Source organism: Stenotrophomonas genospecies 3, assembly GCF_054473855.1.
Window position 1 is genome coordinate 28,206 of the sequence record NZ_JBTMUR010000016.1, and the last position, 20,767, is coordinate 48,972.

Genomic DNA, 20,767 nt, shown 5'->3' on the forward strand with positions numbered 1-20,767 from the left:
TTTCCTGCGCTCGATCATTGTCAATGCCTTTCTTAAATGGTGCGTGACGGCCTAAAATTGAAAGGCTGACTCGACCCCACCTCCCTGCCTGTCTTCCGGACCGGTGGGACCGGCTTTGGCCGGAACAGGCAGGACGGGGAACGGCATTCCCTCGCAATTGGATCGACCGATGATTCCGTTGAAAACCCTTGGGCGCTGGTTGCGCCCGGGCCTGCTGCTGTCGTTGCTGGTGATGCTCACCGGCTGCGATGCGGTGGCCATCCTCAGTCCGAAGGGCCAGATCGGCCAGGATGAGAAGACCCTGCTGATCACGGCTACCGTGCTCATGCTGCTGGTCGTCATCCCGGTCATCATCATGACCCTGACCTTCGCGTGGAAGTATCGCGCCTCCAACACCAAGGCCCGCTACGAGCCAAAGTGGTCCCACTCGACGGCGATCGAGGTGGTGGTGTGGTCCATTCCCTGCATGATCGTGCTGGTGCTGGCGGTCCTGACCTGGCGTTCGTCGCACGCGCTGGACCCGTACAAGCCGTTGGAATCGGACGTCAAGCCGGTCACCATCGAGGCGATCTCGCTGGACTGGAAGTGGCTGTTCATCTATCCGGAAGAGAAGGTGGCGGTCGTCAACGAAATCAAGTTCCCGGTCAACACGCCGCTGAACTTCAAGATCACGTCCGATTCGGTGATGAATGCGTTCTTCATCCCGCACCTGGGCAGCATGATCTACTCGATGGCTGCGATGGAGACCAAGCTCCATCTGATCGCCAACGAGACCGGTGAATTCCCGGGCATGTCCTCGCACTACAGCGGCGCGGGCTTCGCCAAGATGCACTTCACCGCCTACTCGGTCACCGATGCCGAATACCACCAGTGGCTGGACCAGGTCCGCGCCGGCGAGCAGACCCTGGACAAGGCCTCGTTCAAGGCGCTGGGTGAAGCACGCAACGCCGAGTGGTATCCGGTCACCTACTTCGGCAAGACCGAAGAAGGCCTGTTCGACTGGGTCATCGCCAAGCACATGGGCGACAACAAGCATTACGGCATGAAGCACGAACACGCCGGTGCCGCCGCTGCCGATGCCGCCAGCCATGAAGCGCACGAGGGCCATGCCCCCAGTGACGCGCATGATTCCAAGGAATCGGGTGAAAGCCTGGATGCCAACGAACACGAACACGCAGGCCACGCCGGCCATGCGGGCTCGGGAGAATGAACATGTTGGGTAAACTCTCAATTGAGTCGATCCCCCACGATCCGATCGTGCTGACCACCCTGGTCGGCGCGGTGCTGGGTGGCCTGGGCGTCATGGCCCTGATCACCAAGTTCAAGCTGTGGGGCTATCTGTGGAAGGAGTGGTTCACTTCGGTGGATCACAAGAAGATCGGCGTGATGTACCTCATCGTCGCCTTCGTCATGCTGCTGCGCGGTTTCTCCGACGCCATCATGATGCGTACCCAGCAGGCGCTCGCCGTCGGCGGGTCCGAGGGTTACCTGCCGCCGCACCACTACGACCAGATCTTCACCGCCCACGGCGTGATCATGATCTTCTTCGTGGCGATGCCGCTGATCACCGGCCTGATGAACCTGGCCGTGCCGCTGCAGATCGGTGCGCGCGACGTCGCGTTCCCGTTCGTCAACTCGCTCAGCTTCTGGCTGTTCGTGTCCGGCGCGGTGCTGATCATGCTGTCGCTGTGGATCGGTGAGTTCGCTGCCACCGGCTGGCTGGCGTTCCCGCCGTTGTCGGGCATCGAATACAGTCCAAGCGTAGGCATGGACTACTACATCTGGGGTCTACAGGTCGCAGGCCTGGGTACCACGCTGAGCGGTATCAACTTCTTCATCACCATCCTGAAGATGCGTACCCCCAGCATGAAGCTGATGCAGATGCCGGTGTTCACCTGGACCGCCCTGGTGACCAACGTGCTGATCGTCGCTGCCTTCCCGGTGCTGACCATCACCCTGGTGCTGCTGACCCTGGACCGTTACCTGGGTACGCACTTCTTCACCAATGACGGTGGCGGCAACGCCATGTTGTACATCAACCTGATCTGGATCTGGGGTCACCCGGAGGTGTACATCCTGGTCCTGCCGGCGTTCGGTGTGTTCTCCGAAGTCATCGCGACCTTCTCGCGCAAGGCGCTGTTCGGCTACAAGGGCATGGTCTACGCCACCGCCTGCATCGGCGTGCTGTCGTTCATCGTGTGGCTGCACCACTTCTTCACCATGGGCTCGGGTGCCAACGTCAATGCCTTCTTCGGCATCACGACGATGATCATTTCGATCCCGACCGGCGTGAAGATCTTCAACTGGCTGTTCACCATGTTCCGCGGCCGCGTGCACTTCACCACCCCGGTGCTGTGGACCATCGGCTTCATGGTCACCTTCGTCATCGGCGGCATGACCGGCGTGATGCTGGCGATCCCGGCCATCGACTTCGTGCTGCACAACAGCCTGTTCCTGATCGCCCACTTCCACAACGTCATCATTGGCGGCGTGGTGTTCGGCATGTTCGCCGGCATCACCTACTGGTGGCCGAAGATGTTCGGCTTCCGCCTCAACGAGTTCTGGGGCAAGTGCGCGTTCTGGTGCTGGTTCATCGGCTTCTACGTGACCTTCATGCCGATGTACGTGCTGGGCTTCATGGGCATGACCCGTCGCCTGCAGAGCACGGTCAACCCGGCCTATGAGCCGCTGCTGCTGATCGCAGCTGCAGGTGCCTTCATCGTCGGCGCCGGCATCCTGTGCCAGATCATCCAGGTGGCCGTGTCGATCCGTGACCGCAAGAAGACCGTCGACCTGACCGGCGACCCGTGGGATGCGCGTACGCTGGAGTGGGAAACCTCTTCGCCGCCGGCCTTCTACAACTTCGGCACCCTGCCGGAAGTCACCGAACTGGACGATTTCTGGGAGCGCAAGCAGCGTGGTGAAGCCTGGCCGAAGCCGGCCAAGTACACCGACATCCACATGCCGCGCAACACCGGCACGGGCGTTGTCATCGGTGCCTTCAGCCTGGTGTTCGGCTTCGCGATGATCTGGCACATCTGGTGGCTGGCCATCGTCGGCTTCGTCGGCATGATCGCCACGTTCATCTACCGCACCTTCGACCAGGACGTGGACTACTGGGTCCCGGCCGCCGAGGTGGAACGCATCGAGAACGAACACCGCAAGCACCTGGAAGCCCAGGGCCTGGTGAAGTCGGAGCTGAAGGCATGAGCACCAATACCTCGACCCTGAGCCACGGGCACGCCGCGCACGCGGCGGCCCATGGCCATGACGACCACGAGCACCACGACACCGGCGGCAACACCGTCTTCGGTTTCTGGGTGTACCTGATGAGCGACTGCCTCATCTTCGCCTCGCTGTTCGCCACCTACGTGGTGCTGGCCGGCGGTACCGATGGTGGCCCGACCGCGAAGGACCTGTTCGAACTGCCGTTCGTGGCATGGGAAACCGCGCTGCTGCTGACCTCCTCGCTGACCTTCGGCCTGGGCATGATTGCCATGCACCGCAAGCAGATGGGCCAGATGTACCTGTGGCTGGGCATCACCTGGCTGCTGGGCTTCGGCTTCATGTGCATGGAAGTGTGGGAGTTCCAGCACCTGATCCATCAGGGCTACGGTCCGGACCGCAGTGCCTTCCTGTCGGCGTTCTTCGCCCTGGTCGGTACCCACGGCCTGCACGTCAGCGCCGGCCTGCTGTGGCTGCTGGTGATGTTCGTGCAGCTGAAGAAGTACGGCCTGACCCCGACCAACAAGACCCGCATGGCGTGCCTGAGCCTGTTCTGGCACTTCCTGGACCTGATCTGGATCGGCGTGTTCTCCGTCGTCTACCTCAATGGAGCGCTGTAATGGCACATGACAACCATGCACACGACCACGGCACCGGCGGCGAAAGCCATGGCACCGTGAAGTCGTACCTGATCGGCTTCGTGCTGGCGGTGGTGCTGACCGTCATCCCGTTCTGGATGGTGATGTCGGGCGACTTCTCGCGCACCGTCAACGGTGTGGTGATCGCGATCACCGCGGTGCTGCAGATGCTGGTCCACCTGGTGTTCTTCCTGCACCTGGACCGTTCTTCGGAAAGCCGCTGGAACGTCAACGCTGCGGCCTTCACCGTGGTGGTGATCGGCATCATCGTGGTCGGTACCCTGTGGGTCATGCACAACATGAACGTGCACATGATGCACTGACGTCCGCGCGACGTTGCCACGCAGAAAGGCCGCCCTCGGGCGGCCTTTTTGTTTGTCGCGCCCACCGGGAATGGCACGCGCGGTGGTAGTGCCGGCCGCTGGCCGGCAATTGCGGGAAGCCGGCCAGCGGCCGGCTCTACCAGGAGATCCATGCTGTACGGGGATGGGGTCAGAGCCCTTGCCTGCAGCAAGGGATCCGACCCCAAAGCCATCGGCCTCATCCCACCCGGCATGGCCGGCACAGCGTGGTAGTGCCGGCCGCTGGCCGGCAATTGCGGGAAGCCGGCCAGCGGCCGGCTCTACCAGGATTCACGCCATGCGTGGATGGGGTCAGAGTCCTTGCCTGCAGCAAGGGATCCGACCCCAAAGCCATCGGCCTCATCCCACCTGGCATGGCCGGCACAAAGGGGGGTAGTGCCGGCCGCTGGCCGGCAGTTGCGGGAAGCCGGCCAGCGGCCGGCGCTACCAGGAGATCCACGCCATGCGTGGATGGGGTCTCACCCCACCCGGCGCAGGAATTCCTCGGCGTCCATCGGTCGGCCCAGGTGGTAACCCTGCAATTGATCACACCCCAGCTCGCTCAGGTGCTCGCGCTGCGCCTGGGTCTCCACGCCCTCGGCCACCACCTGCAGCTGCAGGGTGCGGCCCAGCGCGATGATCGACGAGACGATGGCGGCATCCTCGTCGTTGCGTTCCAGGTCATGCACGAACGCACGGTCGATCTTCAGTTCGGTGGCCGGCATCCGCTTCAGGTACAGCAGGCTGGAGTAGCCGGTGCCGAAATCGTCGATGGCGATATGCACGCCCATCGCGGTCAGATCGTTGAGAATCGCCAGGCTGGCGTCGACATCCTTCATCGCCGTGGTCTCGGTGATCTCCAGGGTCAACCGCGCCGGCTCGATCCGGTGCCGCTGCAGCACCTCGCGCACGCTGTCCAGCAGGGCCGGCGAGGAGAACTGCAGCGGCGACAGGTTCACCGCCATCGACCATCCGGTATGCCCGGCCTCGTGCCATGCACGCAGCTGTGCACAGGCACGGTCCAGTACCCAGTCGCCGATCGGCAGGATCAAGCCACTGCGCTCGGCGATGGGAATGAACACATCCGGCGCCAGCAGGCCCAGTTCCGGGTGCTGCCAGCGCAGCAGGGCCTCGGCGCCGGTAGCTGGTGCGCCAGCGGCCGGGAACTTCGGCTGGTAGTGCAGCAGCAGCTCGTCACGCGCGATCGCCTTGCGCAGATCCTGCAGCAGGCGCAGCTGGCGGTTGGCGCTGAGCTGCATCGACGGGGTGAAGAAGGTATAGCCGTTCCGGCCGGTTTCCTTGGTGTGGTACATCGCCGCATCGGCGTGTGCCATCAGCTCGCGCTCGTTGCCGGCATCAGCCGGATACAGGGCGATGCCCAGGCTGGCGCTGACCTGCAGCTCGGCTGAATCCAGCAGGAACGGTTCGCCCGCCGCCGCGATGATCCGCTCGGCGACCACCACTGCATCGTCGGGAACATCGATGGCCAGCACGATCACGAACTCGTCGCCGCCGAGGCGGGCGAAGGTGTCCTGTGGCCGCAGCAGGCCGCCGATACGCTGCGCCACCGCCACCAGCAGGCGATCTCCCAGCTGGTGTCCGTACGCATCATTGATCGCCTTGAAGCCATCCAGGTCGCAGAACATCACCGCCACCGCCTGGTTGCGCCGCCGCGCCTTCTCGATGGCCTGCTCGATGCGGTCCTGCAGCAGCATGCGGTTGGGCAGCTGGGTCAGCGGGTCGTGCAGGGCGGCCTGGATCAGCCTGTCGTTGGCGTGCGCCAGTGAATCGGCCAGCAGCCCGGTGCGCACGCGCATCTGCCGGTCGAACAGCGAGGCCACCAGGGCGATGCCCAGGGTCGCCACCGTGGTGACGATCACCAGCACCGCCAGCCAACGCGTGTCGATGCCGCCGCTGCCGACCGCGCCGCAGATGCTGCCCTCCGGGAAGCGCGCCGCGGCCATGCCGGTGTAGTGCATGCCGACGATGGCCAGGCCCATCACCAGTGAGGCGAGCAGGCGCAGGCGCGTGGTGTTGCGCTGCTCGGCACGCAGGCGGAAGGCAATCCACAGCGCCGCACCGGCGGCGCCGATGGCAACCGCGATGGAGGCAGCGAACCAGCCCGGGTGATAGTCGATGCCCGGCTGCATGCGCATCGCGGCCATGCCCAGGTAGTGCATGGTGGCAATGCCCAGGCCCATCAGCACGGCGCCGGCCAGCAGACGTCGCCAGGGCAGGCTGGACCGCGACACCAGCCACAGCGCATAGGCCGAGGCGCCGATCGACACGGCCAGCGAGTACAGGGTGATGCCGAGATCGTAGCCGACCGGAATCGGCAGGTCGAAGGCCAGCATGCCGATGAAATGCATCGACCAGATACCCAGGCCCATCGCCGCCGCGCCGCCGGCCAGCCACCAGCGGGCCACGCGGCCCTCGGCCGTGGCCAGGCGGCCGGCCATGTCCAGCGCCGTGTACGAAGCAAGAATGGCCACCAGCAGGGAGATGGCGACCAGGCTCTGACTGTAACTGCCAGTCATGTTGAATCCAGAGGGGGAGGGAGGGGCCCGCAAGGCGCACGCCCGCGACAGCTATCGGCGCGGGAGGGCGGGACTTGAGCGGTCGCAGCACCTGCGACCCGGCTCGGCTATCCTGCCACGCCTGTTCCCGTTGCTGGAAATCATCCGATGGCAAAAGCCCGCACCGCCTACGTCTGCAATGAATGCGGCGCCGAATTCAGCAAGTGGCAGGGCCAGTGCACCGAGTGCAACGCCTGGAACTCGCTGTCGGAAATCGTGCTGGAGAGCGCGGCGGCGGCCAAGGCGCCCGCGTCGCGCCGGGCCGGCTGGGCCGGCAAGATCGACCCGCCGAAGATCACCGCCCTGAAGGACGTAGAGCAGACCGAGCATCGCCGTGTCTCGACCGGCATCGGCGAGTTCGATCGCGTGCTGGGCGGTGGCCTGGTCGAGGGCGCGGTGGTACTGGTTGGTGGCGACCCGGGCATCGGCAAGTCGACCCTGCTGCTGCAGGCGGTGGCGAAGATGGCGGCCGAGCTGCCGGTGCTGTACGTCACGGGCGAGGAGTCGCTGGCCCAGGTGGCCGGCCGCGCACACCGGCTGGAATTGCCGCTGGATGGTGTCAACGCGCTGGCCGAGACCGGCGTCGAGTCGATCCTGCAGCATGCGTCCAAGGCCGGCCCACGGCTGATCGTGGCCGACTCCGTGCAGACTCTGTGGACCGAGAGCCTGACCGCCGCGCCCGGCTCGGTCAGCCAGGTGCGCGAGAGCGCGGCGCGGCTGGTGCGTTTCGCCAAGGAGACCGGCACCGCCGTGTTCCTGGTCGGCCACGTGACCAAGGAGGGCGGTATCGCCGGCCCGCGCGTGCTCGAACACATGGTCGATGCGGTGCTGTACTTCGAAGGCGAGAGTGGCAGCCGCTTCCGCCTGCTGCGCGCGTTCAAGAACCGCTTCGGTGCGGTCAACGAGCTGGGCGTGTTCGCGATGGGCGACAAGGGCCTGAAGGAAGTCTCCAATCCGTCGGCGATCTTCCTGTCCGGTGGCAGCACCCATCAGCCGGGCAGCTGCGTGATGGTCACGCGCGAGGGTACCCGGCCGCTGCTGGTGGAAGTGCAGGCACTGGTCGATGCGTCGCCGCTGTCGAACCCGCGTCGTGTCGCGGTCGGCCTGGAGCAGAACCGGCTGGCCATGCTGCTGGCGGTGCTGCATCGCCACGGCGGCGTGCTGGTCGGCGACCAGGACGTGTTCGTCAACGTGGTCGGTGGCATCCGCGTGCAGGAGACCGCTGCCGACCTGCCGGTGCTGCTGGCGGTGCTGTCCTCGCTGCAGGACCGGCCGCTGGCGGAAAAGACGATTGCGTTTGGCGAGGTTGGCCTGTCCGGCGAGATCCGACCGGTACCCAATGGCGAAGACCGCCTGCGCGAGGCCGCCACCCATGGTTTCAAGCGCGCCATCGTGCCCAAGGCCAATGCGCCCAAGGGCGGCTCGGTGAAGGGTATGGAAGTGATCGCGGTGGAGCGCCTGTCCGAGGCTATCGACGCGGCGTGATCGCGTCGGGCATGGCCCGGCGTCACCACAGCGCACGTGGAATACGGCGGCCGACACGGTAACGGTCAGCCTCCCTGTGCTAGTTTTTCCCGCTCGACGAAGACGCCCTCTGGCGTCTTTCCGTGCCCAGGAGTAAACGATTACATGCAGGACACCGCGCTCACCGCCCCCAACGCCGAAATCCGTCGTGCCGGGGTCGATCTCAATGGACTGATGACGGTGCTGGGCAAGCACCTGTATTCCACCCCGGTGGTGGCGCTGCGTGAGCTGGTGCAGAACGCGCACGACTCGATCATCCGCCACCGCATCGAACAGCCCGGCATCGAGGTACCTTCGCGCATTTCGGTGCAGGTCGATGCCGCTGCCGGCGTGCTGCGCATCATCGATACCGGTGCCGGCCTGACCCGCCAGGAGATCCATGACTACCTGGCGACCGTCGGCGTCGGCTACACCCGCGGCCTGCGCCAGGGCGGCGAGGACGATGAGGGCCTGATCGGCATGTTCGGCCTCGGCTTCCTGTCGGCCTTCGTGCTGGCGCGCCGGGTCAGCGTGCGCACCACCTCGTACCAGACGCCGGAACTGGGCCATCTGTACGTGTCCAGCAACGCCGAGCAGTACACCGTCAGCGAAGTGCCGGCACGCGCGGTCGGCACCGAGGTGGAACTGGAGCTGCATCCGGACTTCCTGCCGCTGGCCAACGAGGCGCGCCTGCACGAAGTGCTGGGTCGCTACTGCGCGCTGCTGTCCGAGCCGATCTTCATCGGTGCTGCAGGCGAGGCGCTCAACCCCGAGCCGCCGCCGTGGCGCGGCCAGGGCGATGTGGCCCTGCATCCGGTGCAGGCGCGTCGCCAGGCGCTGCAGTTCGCGGCGCGTTTCGAACATGATTTCGAGCCGATCGTCACCGTGCCGCTGCGTGCCGATGGCAATAGCGATGCCACCGGCCTGCTGTGGGTGCAGGACGGTGCCACCTACGGCACCAGCGATAACCGCAACCTGTCGGTGTTCGTGCGCGGCATGCTGCTGGACGACGATGCGCGTGACCTGCTGCCGCCGTGGGCGGGCTTCATCGGCGGGGTGATCGAATCCTCGCGGCTCACGCCTACCGCCAGCCGCGAAGACCTGCAGCGCGACGACCAGTACCGCGCCGTGCAGCATGCGTTGCTGGAGGCGCTGATTGATGGCCTGGCCGACGTCGCGCGGCAGCAGCCGGAAGCGTGGCGACGTGTATTGAGCCGCCACAACGAGGCGCTGCTGGGCGCGGCGCTGTGCGATGACCGCCTGTTCGACCTGTTGCTGGAGCACGTGCGCGTGCCGACCTCGCAGGGCGATCTGCCTGCCAGTGCGCTGCCCGCACGCGGTGCCGTGCATGTGATCCTCGACAACGGTGGCGGCTTCGAGGAAATGCTGTTCCGTGCGATGGGCGTGCCGGTCGCGCATGGTCATCGCTATGCAGTAGTGCCGTTCCTGCGGCGCTGGGCCCAGGCCAAGGGCCTGCGCCTGGTTGAACTGGGCACCGAACAGGGCAACCGTGCGCTGTTCCGCAGCGATGACAGCCTCGATGAGGCGCAGCTGGCATGGCTGCGCGAGCAGCTGGGTGACGGAGAACAATTGCTGCCGGCACGCTTCAGTCCCGAGTCGCTGCCGGTGGTGGTGGTGCCCGATCGCGAAGCCGAACTGAAGCAGCGCCTGGAAGACGATGAGAACGACAAGCGCGTTTCAATGGCGGCGCTGCGGCTGGCGCGTCAGTTCACCGCGCGCATCGAATCGCGTGCGCCATCGCGGTTGTACCTCAACCTCGACAACCCCGCGGTGCAGGCGCTGCTGCGTGCCCAGCGCGACGGCCACCCGCAGGCCGAAGCCGCAGCGCGCCTGCTGCGCTCACTGAAGATCATCGTCGCCGCGCAGGGCCGTCCGCTGGCCCGCGCGACCGCCACGCCCGGCCCGGATCTCAACGGCGCCTTCACCGATATCGCCGGTGCCCTGCAGCAGATGCTGCGCTGAGCACCGCATCCTCTCATCCAGCCTTCGCTAGACAGGAGTACTTACCCCATGGACATCTGGAACTGGGTCGAAAAACTGCAGGGTGACCTGCGCCAGGCCGGCCAGGCGCAGAATGCGCACCTGCTGAACCGCCTCGCCGACGAGGTGAGTGAACTGCGTGTCGACCGCGTCGACGCGCTGCTGCCCGAAGCGCGTGCGCTGGGCAAGGCGCTGGACAACCCGTGGGTCGACGTCTACGTCGGCCACTGGGCGCTGCGCAACCGCGTCGGCAACCGCGTCGAAGGCGAGAGCGCGCTGGGCGAAGCCGTGGCGCTGTTCGAGCGTGCGCATCGCGAGGACACCCTGGAATGCCCGCAGTCGATCTGCGTGACCCAGGATCTTGCCGCCTGCTACGGCAACATCGATGGCCCCGGCTGGGTGCCCGAGCGCATCGAGGTGTGCGATGAAACACTGGGCCGCATCGACCCGAGCTGGGCCTGCTTCCAGTGCCTGAGCTGCGAGAAGGCCGATGCACTGCTTGATGATGGCCGTGGCCAGGATGCACTGGATTACCTGCAGGTGCAGTCCGACGCGATCGAGGCCTGCGGCAAGGAAGTGTTCGACAGCTTCCCGGAGATGCAGATCAAGATCCTGCTGGGCATGGGCCGCGCCGAAGAAGCGCTGCTGCTGATCGAGAAGCGCGAGGCCGAAGTGGCCGCGTCCGGCGAGTACGAGCCGGCCAACTGCACGGTGCCGCGCCGCCTGTCCAAGGCGTGGGCGCTGGCCCAGCTGGACCGCGACGAAGAGGCCTTGCAGCAGCTAGTGCCGTGGAGCGAGCTGACGCCTACCTACTGGCGGCTGTGGGCGAACACCGCCGCAGCGCTGTGCCGGCGTGATCCCGCACGCAATACCTGGGACCTGGGTACGCGCTTCAACACCATCATCGAACACTTTGCCGAGGTTGGCGCGCACCGCCTGCTGATCGAAGTCGCTGCGCTGAGCCTGGAGCTGGCCCTGCAGCGTGGCGCACGCTGGGTGGCGCTGCGCCAGCTGGAACTGGCGCGTATCCATCTGGCAAAGCTGCGCCAGGACCGGGGTGCGGCTGCGCTGGTGGCCGGCCTGGCGGCACGCATCGATGCATTGCCGGATGTGGCGCCGCTACCGGTGCCAGCCGCTGAACTACTGGTTTGGCTGAACGAGCAGGGAGAGCAGAATCAGTCGCGCGATCCCGAACGTGAGGCGCAGTGGCTGCTGCAGGCACAGGCGCAGCTGCCAGATGACGAGGCGCTGGCCGAGATGGCTGCCTCCGCGCTGAGCGCCTGTGGGGCGCAGACGGAAGCGCGCGCATTGCTGTGGCGCTTCGTGCGCGCACACACGCAGGATGATGGCCCGGCCGCCTACACGCTGATGCGCTGGCTGACCGAGCAGGGCGACGACGAAGGCCTGCGCCAGCTGGCTGATGCCTATCGCGGCAGCGTGCCGGTGTTCGCGCACTGGTGCGAGGTGCAGCGTGCCCGTCGCGTGTCCGACTGGCCGGCACTGGAGCAGGCCGCGCAGGCGCTGCTGGCGGCCTCGCCGGGCTCGCATGGCGCACGCGGTACGCTGGCGCGGATGTACATGGAAACCGGTCGCTTCAGCGAGGCGCAGGCCTGCTATGCGCAGCTGGTGGAGCTGCTGGAAGAACCCAACGCCGCGCATTGGGACCACATGAGCGCGGCCAGTGCGGCGCGCGACTGGGACGCAGTGCGCCGCTCGGCGGCAGCGATCGGCATGGAGCTGTCCAGCCAGGACGGCGTGGTCGAGGAGCCGTGGGGCTGGGTGATCATCCGCAGCGAAGAGCATGGCGAGCCGATGGAGTATTACGCGCGCCGCAGCGGCCCGGTCACCGCGCGCATCGTCGAGAACGCACCGGCCAACCGCGCCCAGCAGGTCGGCGACTGGGTGGTGTTCGATGCTGCGCTGGTGCACCCGGCGCCGGAGGAGGAGGAAGCGCGCGAGCATTTCATCCCGACCTATGCGCAGGTGCATGTGCTGGAGCGCGGCGGCTTTGCCCGCAGCTGGCTGATCGACGGCGCGCACCCGGGCGAAGACGCGTGGAATGCCTTTGTCGCAGCGGCCGAGGCGCAGGGCTGGCAGGTGTGGTCGCACAGCCGCCCGGACTACACCGTGACCGATCCGGACGAGGAGGAGGGCACGCTGCCGGGCCTGCTGTTCACCGTCGCCCAGCCGCAGGACCATGCGCCGCTGGCGCTGCACCGCTTCCTGCAGCAGGAAACCGCGAAGTGGCCGCATCCGCATTGCTGGCTGCGGCTGGCCGAAGCCTGCGACCAGGATCGCCAGCCGCACCTGGACGTGATCGAGCGTTACGGCTTGTAAGCCGGGTATCGGGTAGTGCCGGCCGCTGGCCGGCAGCGCCGGGATATCCTGTGTTGCCGGCCAGCGGCCGGCACTACCTCAAGGAGAAATACATGCGAAAGACAGGGATGTTCATGATCGCCGGGCTGCTGCTGGCCCCCACCGTGCAGGCCGCACCGGCCTGCCAGGAACCAGTGGCTGTCGCCCGTGCCTTCTACGAGGCAACCACCGGCAATGGCGATCTGCTGGAACCGCCGCCGGCGCTGGTCAGCCCGGCCTTCGGCAAGGCCCTGCGTGGCGAGCGCGCCTGCCAGGTGCGTGAGGAAGGCATCTGCACCATCGATTCGGACCCGTGGCTGGATGCGCAGGATGGCGACATCGAGAGTCCGGTGCGCTACATCTGGAAAGAGGTCTCGGCGACGTCCGGCCAGGTCGAGATGCGCTATTCGGTATGGAAGAAGGCCTACGTGACCCGTCTGCCGATGATGCGCCAGGGCCAAGGCTGCTGGCAGGTGGATGACATCATCACCAACAGCGGTCGCTCGGTACGGAAGATCCTGGCCCAGCCGTTGCCTTGACCGTCTGCGGCATACACGCAGGGTGCGGTCCTGTTGCCGGCCAGCGGCCGGCACTACCGGGGTGGGTGCCGACCGTTGGCCGGCACACCGCTATCGCGAATGCCCGAACACCAGTTCGATCGCGAACTGGCTGCCGAAGAAGGCCAGCAGCAGCAACAGCATTGCCGCCAGCGTCCAGTGCACCGCCTTCATGCCGCGCCAGCCGTAGCGGCGACGGCCGATCAGCAGCACGCCGAACACGATCCACGACAGCACGCTCAGCACGGTCTTGTGCACCAGCTTCTGCGCCAGCAGGTCGTCGACGAACAGCACGCCGGTGACCAGGGTCAGGGTCAGCAGCGCGAAGCCGACGGTGATCACCCGGAACAGCAGCGATTCCAGATCCGCCAGCGGCGGCAGGGCGCGCAGCCACGGCCGGAACTCGCGGCGGCGCAGGGCGCGTTCCTGGAGCCACAGCATGATCGCCAGCAGCGCGGCGATGCTCAACGTCGCGTAGGCCAGCAGCGCCAGCCAGGCGTGGCTGGCCAGGCGCCAGCCCAGCACCTTGCTCGGTTCATGGCCGTAGCCGTGGTAGGCCAGCAGCAGTACCGCGGCCAACGGGAACACCACCACGCCCAGTGCCGACATCCGCCCGCGCGCGCCGACCAGCGAGGTCAGCCAGGCCATGCCCAGGCCGACCAGCGACAGCGCGGCGAAGAAGTGCATGTCCGGCCCGCCGTTGGTGCGCATCGCCACCATCACGTGGTAGCCGCCGTGCAGCAGCATCGCCGGCAGGGCGGGCCACAGCCAGGCGGGGGAGCCGGTGCTTCCATCGCGGCCAAGCGCACGCACCAGCAGGGCGCTGGCGGCCAGGTAGAGCAGGGCGGCGATGAGAACGATTAACATCGTTGCAGTTTCGCATACCCCTGCGGTGGTGGCGACGGCCCTGTGGTCGCAGTCCGGGGAGGGGAGCGGACCCGTTATACTGTCTGCCTTATTGTCCCCCGCTTTCAGACAGGTTGCGCCGCATGTTCGAGTCACTGACCCAGCGCCTTTCCGGCACCATCGAGCGCCTGCGTGGCCGCGGCCGCCTGACCGAGGAGAACATCCGCGAGGCCACCCGTGAGGTCCGCATCGCGCTGCTCGAAGCCGACGTTGCGCTGCCGGTGGTGCAGGCCCTGATCGAGCGCATCAAGGTGCGCGCGGTCGGCCAGGAAGTGCTGAAGTCGCTGACCCCGGGCCAGGCGCTGATCAAGGTTGTTCGCGACGAGCTGACCGCGGTGATGGGCGCCGAAGCCAGCGACCTGAACCTCAATGTGCCCGCTCCGGCCATCATCCTGATGGCGGGCCTGCAGGGCGCCGGCAAGACCACCACGGTGGGCAAGCTGGCCAAGCACCTGAAGGAAAAGCGCAAGAAGAAGGTGATGGTGGTCTCGGCCGACGTCTACCGTCCGGCCGCGATCGAGCAGCTGAAGACCCTGGCCGAGCAGGTCGGCGTGCTGTTCTTCCCGTCCAGCGCCGACCAGAAGCCGGAAGCCATCGTCCGCGCCGCCATCGACGATGCGCGCAAGTCGTTCGTCGACGTGCTGCTGGTCGATACCGCCGGCCGCCTGGCCATCGACGAAGCAATGATGGCCGAGATCAAGGCCCTGCATGCGGCGGTGAATCCGGCCGAAACCCTGTTCGTGGTCGACGCCATGACCGGCCAGGACGCGGCCAACACCGCCAAGGCCTTCGGCGACGCCCTGCCGCTGACCGGCGTGGTGCTGACCAAGACCGACGGTGACGCCCGTGGCGGTGCCGCGCTGAGCGTGCGCTACATCACCGGCAAGCCGATCAAGTTCGTCGGTGTCAGCGAGAAGCCGGAAGGCCTGGACGTATTCCACCCGGACCGTATCGCCAGCCGCATCCTCGACATGGGCGACGTGCTGTCGCTGGTCGAGCAGGTCGAGCAGCAGGTCGACAAGGACAAGGCCGCCAAGCTGGCCGAGAAGGTCGCCAAGGGCAAGAAGTTCGACCTGAACGACATGCGTGACCAGCTGGAGCAGATGCAGAACATGGGCGGCATCGGCGGCCTGATGGACAAGCTGCCGGGCCTGGGCAACATCCCCGACCATCTGAAGCAGCAGGTCAGCCAGGGCAAGGAAGTGCCGCGCATGATCGCCATCATCAGCTCGATGACCAAGAAGGAACGGCGCAACCCGAACCTGCTCAACGGCTCGCGCCGCGCGCGCATCGCCAAGGGCTCGGGCGTGACCCCCGCTGACGTCAACAAGCTGATGAAGCAGTACATGCAGATGGAAAAGATGATGAGCAAGATGGCCGGCGGCGGCATGAAGGGCATGTTGCGCAGCATGAAGGGCATGATGGGCGCCATGGGCGGCCGCGGCATGCCGTTCCGTTGATGCAGCGACGGGGCCGGCGCGCATTGCGACGCGGCCCCGGTCACAACGACTGGCGTATGCTGGATGGCGACTTCTCCAACAGGTATGTCGCGTGAATGCATCGCCGATTCTTGAACGCGCCGACACCTTCTGTCGGCGTTTTTCATTGCAGCTTCCGATCCTGCTGGCCCCGATGGCCGGCGCCTGCCCGGTGCCGTTGTCGGCTGCGCTGGCCAATGCCGGCAGCATGGGGGCGATGGGCGCGGTGCTGTCGTCATCGGCCGATATCGGCCACTGGATGGATGACTTCCGCGCTGCCTCGACGGGCCCCGCACAGGTGAACCTATGGGTGCCGGACCCGGCACCGACCCGTGATGTCGCCGCTGAAGCCGCCAGCCGCGCCTTCCTCGCGCAGTGGGGTCCGGACGTGCCGGCCAGCGCCGCCGATGCCACGCCCGCCGACTTCGAAGAACAGTTCGCCGCACTGCTGGCGGCGCGCCCGGCGGTGGCCTCGACCATCATGGGCGTGCTGCTGCCGCGCCACGTACAGCAGTTGAAGGATGCCGGCATTGCCTGGATCGCCTGTGCGACCACCTTGTCCGAAGCGCGTGCGGCACAGGACGCCGGTGCCGACGCGGTGGTCGCACAGGGCGTGGAGGCCGGTGGCCATCGCGGTGCGTTCGATCCGGCGATGGCCGAGCGCCAGCTGGTTGGCCTGTTTGCGTTGTTGCCACGCCTGGCCGATCACCTGCAGATTCCGGTGATCGCCGCCGGCGGTATCGCCGACGGCCGTGGCATTGCTGCCGCACTCACCCTGGGGGCCAGTGCCGTGCAGATCGGCACTGCCTTCCTGCGCACGCCCGAAGCGGCGATTGCTTCGGCGTGGGCCGATGGATTGGCGGCCAGCGAACCGGAAGATACCTGGCCGACCCGCGCCTTCAGCGGCCGCCTGGGGCGTGGCCTGGCGACACCCTATGTGCGCGCCGCCGCTGCGGAAGGCGCACCGGCGCCACGCCCGTACCCGGTGCAGCGCGGCCTGACCGCGCCGATGCGCAGGCAGGCCGTACAGGAAAATCGTTTGGCGGCGATGCAGGCCTGGGCCGGGCAGTCGGCGTGGATGGCCCCGGCACAGCCGGCCGCCGACGTATTGCGCGGCATGTGGGAACAGGCGCAGGCGCTGCTGCGATGACCGTGACCTGCAACGGCGAACCGGTGCAGGTGGAGGATCTGCTGCCTGCGCTGGTCAACTATGGCCACTTCACCTCGCTGCAGGTGCGCGGTCACGCCGTGCAGGGACTGGACCTGCATCTGGCGCGGCTGTCGCAGGCCACGCGCGAACTGTTCGGCAGCGAACTGGACGCGGCGCAGGTGCGGGGCTGGATGGCGCAGGCGCTGCAGCAGGCCGGCCTGGCCGATGCCTCGCTGCGGGTGACGGTGTACTCGCGCCGCTTCGATTTCCGCAATCCGCTGGCGGCCGTACCGGTGGACGTGCTGGTGGCGGTGTCCGCGCCGGTGGCGCTGACCGCACCGAAGCGGGTGCGCAGCGTGATGTGGCAGCGCGAGCTGCCGCAGATCAAGCACGTCGGCACCTTCGGCCTGTTTGCCGAGCGCCGTGCGGCGATGGCGGAAGGGTTCGACGATGTGCTGTTCGTGACCGCTGATGGCGTGATGAGTGAAGGCAGCACCTGGAACCTGGCCGTGCACGATGGTGAGCGCCTGCTCTGGCCACAGGCGCCGGCCCTGCGCGGTACTGCCGAGACGTTGTTGAAGCAGCATTGGCCGGGGGCACAGCTGACGCGGCCGTTGGCACTGGCTGAACTGGATAGCGTGAAGGCCGCTTTTGCCTGCAACGCCAGCGGCCTATGGGCGCTGGACGCCATCGACGGGCATGTCCTGCCGGGTTCGCAGGCACTGGCTGAACAGGGCAGGGCAGTGCTGGCGGCGGTGGCTTGGGACAGATTGGGGTGAAAACCCCCGCCGGGCATGGCCCGGCGCTGCCGTGAAGGCGGATTCACCCCGGGGTTGGCTCGGCCGGGCTCTGCCGCTATAATCGCCCGCTTACCTCGCCATCCTGGCGACTGGGCAATAGGAAAAACACCATGGTCAAGATTCGACTGACCCGCGGCGGCGCCAAGAAGCGTCCGTTCTACCACATCATCGTCACCGACGTGCGCAGCGCGCGCGACGGCCGCAACATCGAGCGCGTTGGCTTCTACAACCCGGTCGCCCAGGGCGCCGAGAAGCGCATCGAGCTGGACCTGGCCCGCGTTGACCATTGGGTCAAGAACGGCGCCCAGCCGACCGACAAGGTCCGCAACCTGATCAAGGAAGCGACCAAGTCCCAGGCCGCTGCGGCCTGATCCTGACGGGCCACGCTTCGGCGTGGCCCTCTTGGTTGAAGCAGATGAAAGATATCGAGCGCCGCATCCTGCTGGGCAGGGTTGTCGGCGCTTTTGGTGTGCGCGGCGAGATCAAGCTCGAGTCCTGGACCGAGCCACGTTCCGCCATTTTCCGTTACCAGCCGTGGATCGTGCGCAGCCCGTCCGGCGTGGAAACCACGATTGAAGGTGTACGCGGCCGCGACAGCGGCAAGCACCTGGTCGCCCGTTTCCCCGGCGTCGAGGACCGCGATACCGTTGAAGCGATGCACGGCACCGAGATCTACGTGGCCCGCAGTGCGTTGCCGCCGCCGAAGCCCGACGAGTATTACTGGGTGGACCTGGAAGGCCTGGACGTGAAGACCACCGAGGGCGTTGCCCTGGGCCAGGTCTCGCACCTGTTCAGCACCGGCGCCAACGACGTGGTGGTGGTCCGTGGTGACCGCGAACGGATGATTCCGTTCGTGCAGCCGGACTTCGTCAAGTCGGTCGACTTCGAGGCCAACCTGGTCGTGGTCGACTGGGATCCCGAGTTCTGAGTGTGAGCATGCGTTTCGACGTCATCACCCTGTTCCCCGAGTTCCTCGCCCAGTCCGCTGGACTGGGCGTGGTCGGGCGCGCGCAGGAGAAGGGCCTGTTCAGCCTGCATGGCTGGAATCCCCGTGATTACGCCGAAGGCAACTACCGCCGGGTGGACGACCGTCCGTTCGGTGGTGGCCCGGGCATGGTGATGCTGATCGAGCCGCTGCAGGCCTGCCTGCAGGCGATCCGTGATGCTGATCCGACCCCGGCGCGGGTGATCCATCTCAGCCCGCAGGGGGCGCCGTTGACCCAGGCCAAGGTGCGGGAACTGGCGGCGCTGCCGCGCATGGTCCTGCTCTGTGGCCGCTACGAAGGCATCGACGAGCGTTTCCTGGAGGCCAATGTCGACGAGGAGATTTCCCTCGGCGACTACGTGCTGTCCGGTGGCGAGCTGGGCGCGGCGGTGATCATCGACGCCGTGGCCCGCCTGCAGGACGGTGCCCTGAACGACGCGGAATCGGCGGCGCAGGACAGCTTCGAGGGCGACCTCGGCCTGCTCGACTGCCCGCATTACAGCCAGCCGGCCCTGCACCCGCTGGGTGACGTGCCGGACGTGCTGCGTTCGGGCAACCACGCGGCCATCGCGGCCTGGCGCCGGCAGCAGTCGCTGGTCCGTACCGCCGAGCGGCGCCCGGACCTGCTGGATGAACAGGCGCTGGGCAAGGCCGACCGCAAGCTGCTGGAGCAGGCCCGTCAGGCCCAGAAACACAAGGCCAGCCCCTAGCGCAGGGCTGGCGTTATCGGCTATCATGGCCAATTCCCGTCGGCCCCGGCCGGCGCGCGCAGTACCCAAAACAAACGTGCAGCACAGTCCGGTGACTGCATGAGCCTACGTTGTCGATACGACACGCCCACCCGAACAAGAATCGGTGTAACCCATGAGCAAGCTGAACAAGTCCATCGTCGCGGAATTCGAATCCGCCCAGATCACCCGTGAACTGCCGAAGTTCAGCCAGGGCGACACCGTTGTCGTCAACGTGAAGGTGAAGGAAGGCAGCCGCGAGCGCGTGCAGGCCTACGAAGGCGTTGTCATCGCCACCAAGAACGCCGGCCTGAACTCCTCGTTCACCGTCCGCAAGATCTCGCACGGCTACGGCGTCGAGCGCGTTTTCCAGACCCACAGCGCCATCATCGACTCGGTCGAAGTGAAGCGTCGTGGTAAGGTCCGCGCCGGCAAGCTGTACTACCTGCGTGGCCTGGAAGGCAAGGCTGCCCGCATCAAGGAAGACCTGGCTGCCGCTGCTGCCGCCAAGGCTGCCCGTCTGGCCGAAAAGGCCTGATAAACAACTTCGGTTGTTGCCGCGACGGCCACCTTCGGGTGGCCGTTTGCGTTTCCGGCATCGCTTCGGCCACGATCAGGGGATGAACGACATCAACCCGCGCTATCCCGCCGTGATCCAGTCGGCGCTGCGCTTCCTCGACGGCAAGGGGCTGGCGCGCGTGCAGTCGGCACCGCTGCTGCATCGCCTTCTGTGGCGCATGGGCATCGCACTGCCACCGCCGATCCTGGCCGGCTTCGGCACCAATGCGCTGGTGCAGGGCCTGCTGTTCGGGCTGTTCTGGACCGCGCTGATGTGGCTGATGCTGTGGCAGGGCAGTGAGCGCCCGCTGGCCCTGCTGCTGGCGGCCGGACTGTTGGCCGGTGCGCTGTTCGGCGTGGTGATGGCGGCCTTGATGCGCTCGCTGCGCCGCCACCGCAAGCTGCCGGACTGGCAGCAGTTCCGGGCGCGGCAAGCGGACTGAGCCGATGGCGCACTGCGCCGTGACCGGCAGGTGCGAGCCGCGCTAGGCTGCGGTTTCATCCTGATGGACGTGCCGTGCGATGCCTGCCAAGCGAACCGCACCTTCCACCGCGCCCGCGCTGTTGTCAGGCGGCAACCCGCAGATCGCCAAGGGCGAAGGCGATGCGCCGGTGCAGGCCTATATCGCGGCGATGCCGGACTGGAAGCGGCCGATCGGAGCACAGCTGGACGCGCTGATCGAACAGGCTGTACCCGGTGTGCACAAGGCAGTGAAGTGGAATTCGCCGATGTATGCGGTTGCGCCGGGCGAAGGCTGGTTTCTCAGCTTCCACTGCTTCACCCGCTACATCAAGGTGGCGTTCTTCCGCGGCGCTGCGCTGAAGCCGGTGCCGCCGGAGCCGTCGAAGAGTGCTGATACGCGCTACCTGCACATCCAGCAGGAGGGTGCGTTGGATGAGGCGCAGTTCCTCGATTGGGTGCGCCAGGCCGCGGCATTGCCCGGCGAGCGCATGTAAGTGCATCGT

Annotated in this window: 19 protein-coding genes; 17 read left to right on the forward strand and 2 right to left on the reverse strand. The window is 66.7% G+C overall.

Going from position 1 to position 20,767, the window contains the following annotated elements:
• The first annotated feature begins 169 nt into the window (after positions 1 to 169).
• From cyoA to cyoD, 4 genes are read left to right on the forward strand one after another with little or no spacing between them, the layout of a single operon-like run.
• On the forward strand, positions 170 to 1,210 hold the full coding sequence (gene cyoA / locus ACX9OT_RS18775) for a ubiquinol oxidase subunit II (protein WP_180845329.1): 1,041 nt from the start codon (positions 170 to 172) through the stop codon (positions 1,208 to 1,210).
• 2 nt (positions 1,211 to 1,212) lie between these two features.
• Positions 1,213 to 3,210, forward strand: a complete 1,998-nt coding sequence (gene cyoB / locus ACX9OT_RS18780; RefSeq protein ID WP_049424462.1) for a cytochrome o ubiquinol oxidase subunit I — start codon at positions 1,213 to 1,215, stop codon at positions 3,208 to 3,210.
• Entirely contained in the window at positions 3,207 to 3,845 is a 639-nt protein-coding gene (cyoC, locus tag ACX9OT_RS18785) for a cytochrome o ubiquinol oxidase subunit III (protein ID WP_005408583.1), read from the forward strand. The genes cyoB and cyoC overlap by 4 nt, the downstream gene beginning before the upstream one ends.
• Positions 3,845 to 4,186 (forward strand): cytochrome o ubiquinol oxidase subunit IV, encoded by a 342-nt coding sequence (cyoD, locus tag ACX9OT_RS18790; RefSeq protein WP_005408584.1) that lies wholly within the window; start codon positions 3,845 to 3,847, stop codon positions 4,184 to 4,186. The genes cyoC and cyoD overlap by 1 nt, the downstream gene beginning before the upstream one ends.
• Positions 4,187 to 4,683: 497 nt before the next feature.
• On the opposite strand, the gene ACX9OT_RS18795 is transcribed toward cyoD, so the two are convergent.
• On the reverse strand, positions 4,684 to 6,741 hold the full coding sequence (locus ACX9OT_RS18795; protein WP_459003154.1) for a putative bifunctional diguanylate cyclase/phosphodiesterase: 2,058 nt from the start codon (positions 6,739 to 6,741) through the stop codon (positions 4,684 to 4,686).
• A 147-nt stretch (positions 6,742 to 6,888) separates the two neighbouring features.
• On the opposite strand from ACX9OT_RS18795, the gene radA reads away from it, so the two are divergent.
• The 4 genes from radA to ACX9OT_RS18815 all read left to right on the forward strand — a co-directional run bounded on the left by radA (position 6,889) and on the right by ACX9OT_RS18815 (position 13,178).
• On the forward strand, positions 6,889 to 8,265 hold the full coding sequence (gene radA, locus ACX9OT_RS18800; RefSeq protein WP_014646395.1) for a DNA repair protein RadA: 1,377 nt from the start codon (positions 6,889 to 6,891) through the stop codon (positions 8,263 to 8,265).
• Between the two features lie 144 nt (positions 8,266 to 8,409).
• Complete coding sequence (locus ACX9OT_RS18805; RefSeq protein ID WP_459003157.1) at positions 8,410 to 10,266, forward strand: ATP-binding protein; 1,857 nt, start codon at positions 8,410 to 8,412, stop codon at positions 10,264 to 10,266.
• 48 nt (positions 10,267 to 10,314) lie between these two features.
• The gene (locus tag ACX9OT_RS18810; protein ID WP_459003159.1) at positions 10,315 to 12,621 is read left to right on the forward strand and encodes a tetratricopeptide repeat protein; all 2,307 of its coding nucleotides are present in this window, start codon (positions 10,315 to 10,317) and stop codon (positions 12,619 to 12,621) included.
• A 92-nt stretch (positions 12,622 to 12,713) separates the two neighbouring features.
• The gene (locus ACX9OT_RS18815; protein ID WP_459003160.1) at positions 12,714 to 13,178 is read left to right on the forward strand and encodes a YqhG/Tai3 family protein; all 465 of its coding nucleotides are present in this window, start codon (positions 12,714 to 12,716) and stop codon (positions 13,176 to 13,178) included.
• A gap of 90 nt (positions 13,179 to 13,268) precedes the next feature.
• Here ACX9OT_RS18815 and ACX9OT_RS18820 read toward each other — a convergent pair whose 3' ends face one another.
• Positions 13,269 to 14,063, reverse strand: coding sequence for a cytochrome C assembly family protein (locus ACX9OT_RS18820; protein WP_107433545.1), 795 nt, complete (start codon positions 14,061 to 14,063; stop codon positions 13,269 to 13,271).
• Between the two features lie 122 nt (positions 14,064 to 14,185).
• Here ACX9OT_RS18820 and ffh point away from each other — a divergent pair, with 122 nt between their 5' ends.
• The 9 genes from ffh (at position 14,186) to ACX9OT_RS18865 (ending at position 20,758) form a co-directional block, all read left to right on the forward strand.
• Positions 14,186 to 15,562: a signal recognition particle protein gene (gene ffh, locus ACX9OT_RS18825; RefSeq protein WP_005408591.1), complete on the forward strand. Its 1,377-nt coding sequence runs from the start codon at positions 14,186 to 14,188 to the stop codon at positions 15,560 to 15,562.
• Positions 15,563 to 15,653: 91 nt separating this feature from the next.
• Positions 15,654 to 16,730: an NAD(P)H-dependent flavin oxidoreductase gene (locus tag ACX9OT_RS18830; protein ID WP_285302453.1), complete on the forward strand. Its 1,077-nt coding sequence runs from the start codon at positions 15,654 to 15,656 to the stop codon at positions 16,728 to 16,730.
• The gene (locus tag ACX9OT_RS18835) at positions 16,727 to 17,509 is read left to right on the forward strand and encodes an aminotransferase class IV family protein (RefSeq protein ID WP_459003163.1); all 783 of its coding nucleotides are present in this window, start codon (positions 16,727 to 16,729) and stop codon (positions 17,507 to 17,509) included. Before ACX9OT_RS18830 ends, ACX9OT_RS18835 begins: the two co-directional genes overlap by 4 nt.
• A 131-nt stretch (positions 17,510 to 17,640) precedes the next feature.
• Positions 17,641 to 17,901 carry a 30S ribosomal protein S16 gene (gene rpsP / locus ACX9OT_RS18840; protein WP_005415733.1) on the forward strand — a complete coding sequence of 87 codons (261 nt, stop codon included), beginning with the start codon at positions 17,641 to 17,643 and terminating at the stop codon, positions 17,899 to 17,901.
• Between the two features lie 44 nt (positions 17,902 to 17,945).
• A complete protein-coding gene (gene rimM, locus ACX9OT_RS18845) occupies positions 17,946 to 18,458 on the forward strand; it encodes a ribosome maturation factor RimM (RefSeq protein WP_010483256.1) in 513 nt (170 codons plus the stop codon).
• Positions 18,459 to 18,466: 8 nt separating this feature from the next.
• Positions 18,467 to 19,225: a tRNA (guanosine(37)-N1)-methyltransferase TrmD gene (gene trmD / locus ACX9OT_RS18850; protein ID WP_459003166.1), complete on the forward strand. Its 759-nt coding sequence runs from the start codon at positions 18,467 to 18,469 to the stop codon at positions 19,223 to 19,225.
• 154 nt (positions 19,226 to 19,379) lie between these two features.
• The gene (gene rplS / locus ACX9OT_RS18855; protein ID WP_005408597.1) at positions 19,380 to 19,781 is read left to right on the forward strand and encodes a 50S ribosomal protein L19; all 402 of its coding nucleotides are present in this window, start codon (positions 19,380 to 19,382) and stop codon (positions 19,779 to 19,781) included.
• Positions 19,782 to 19,863: 82 nt separating this feature from the next.
• Positions 19,864 to 20,244 (forward strand): DUF6404 family protein, encoded by a 381-nt coding sequence (locus tag ACX9OT_RS18860; RefSeq protein ID WP_049398969.1) that lies wholly within the window; start codon positions 19,864 to 19,866, stop codon positions 20,242 to 20,244.
• Between the two features lie 79 nt (positions 20,245 to 20,323).
• On the forward strand, positions 20,324 to 20,758 hold the full coding sequence (locus ACX9OT_RS18865; RefSeq protein ID WP_032127553.1) for a DUF1801 domain-containing protein: 435 nt from the start codon (positions 20,324 to 20,326) through the stop codon (positions 20,756 to 20,758).
• The last annotated feature ends 9 nt before the right edge of the window (positions 20,759 to 20,767 follow it).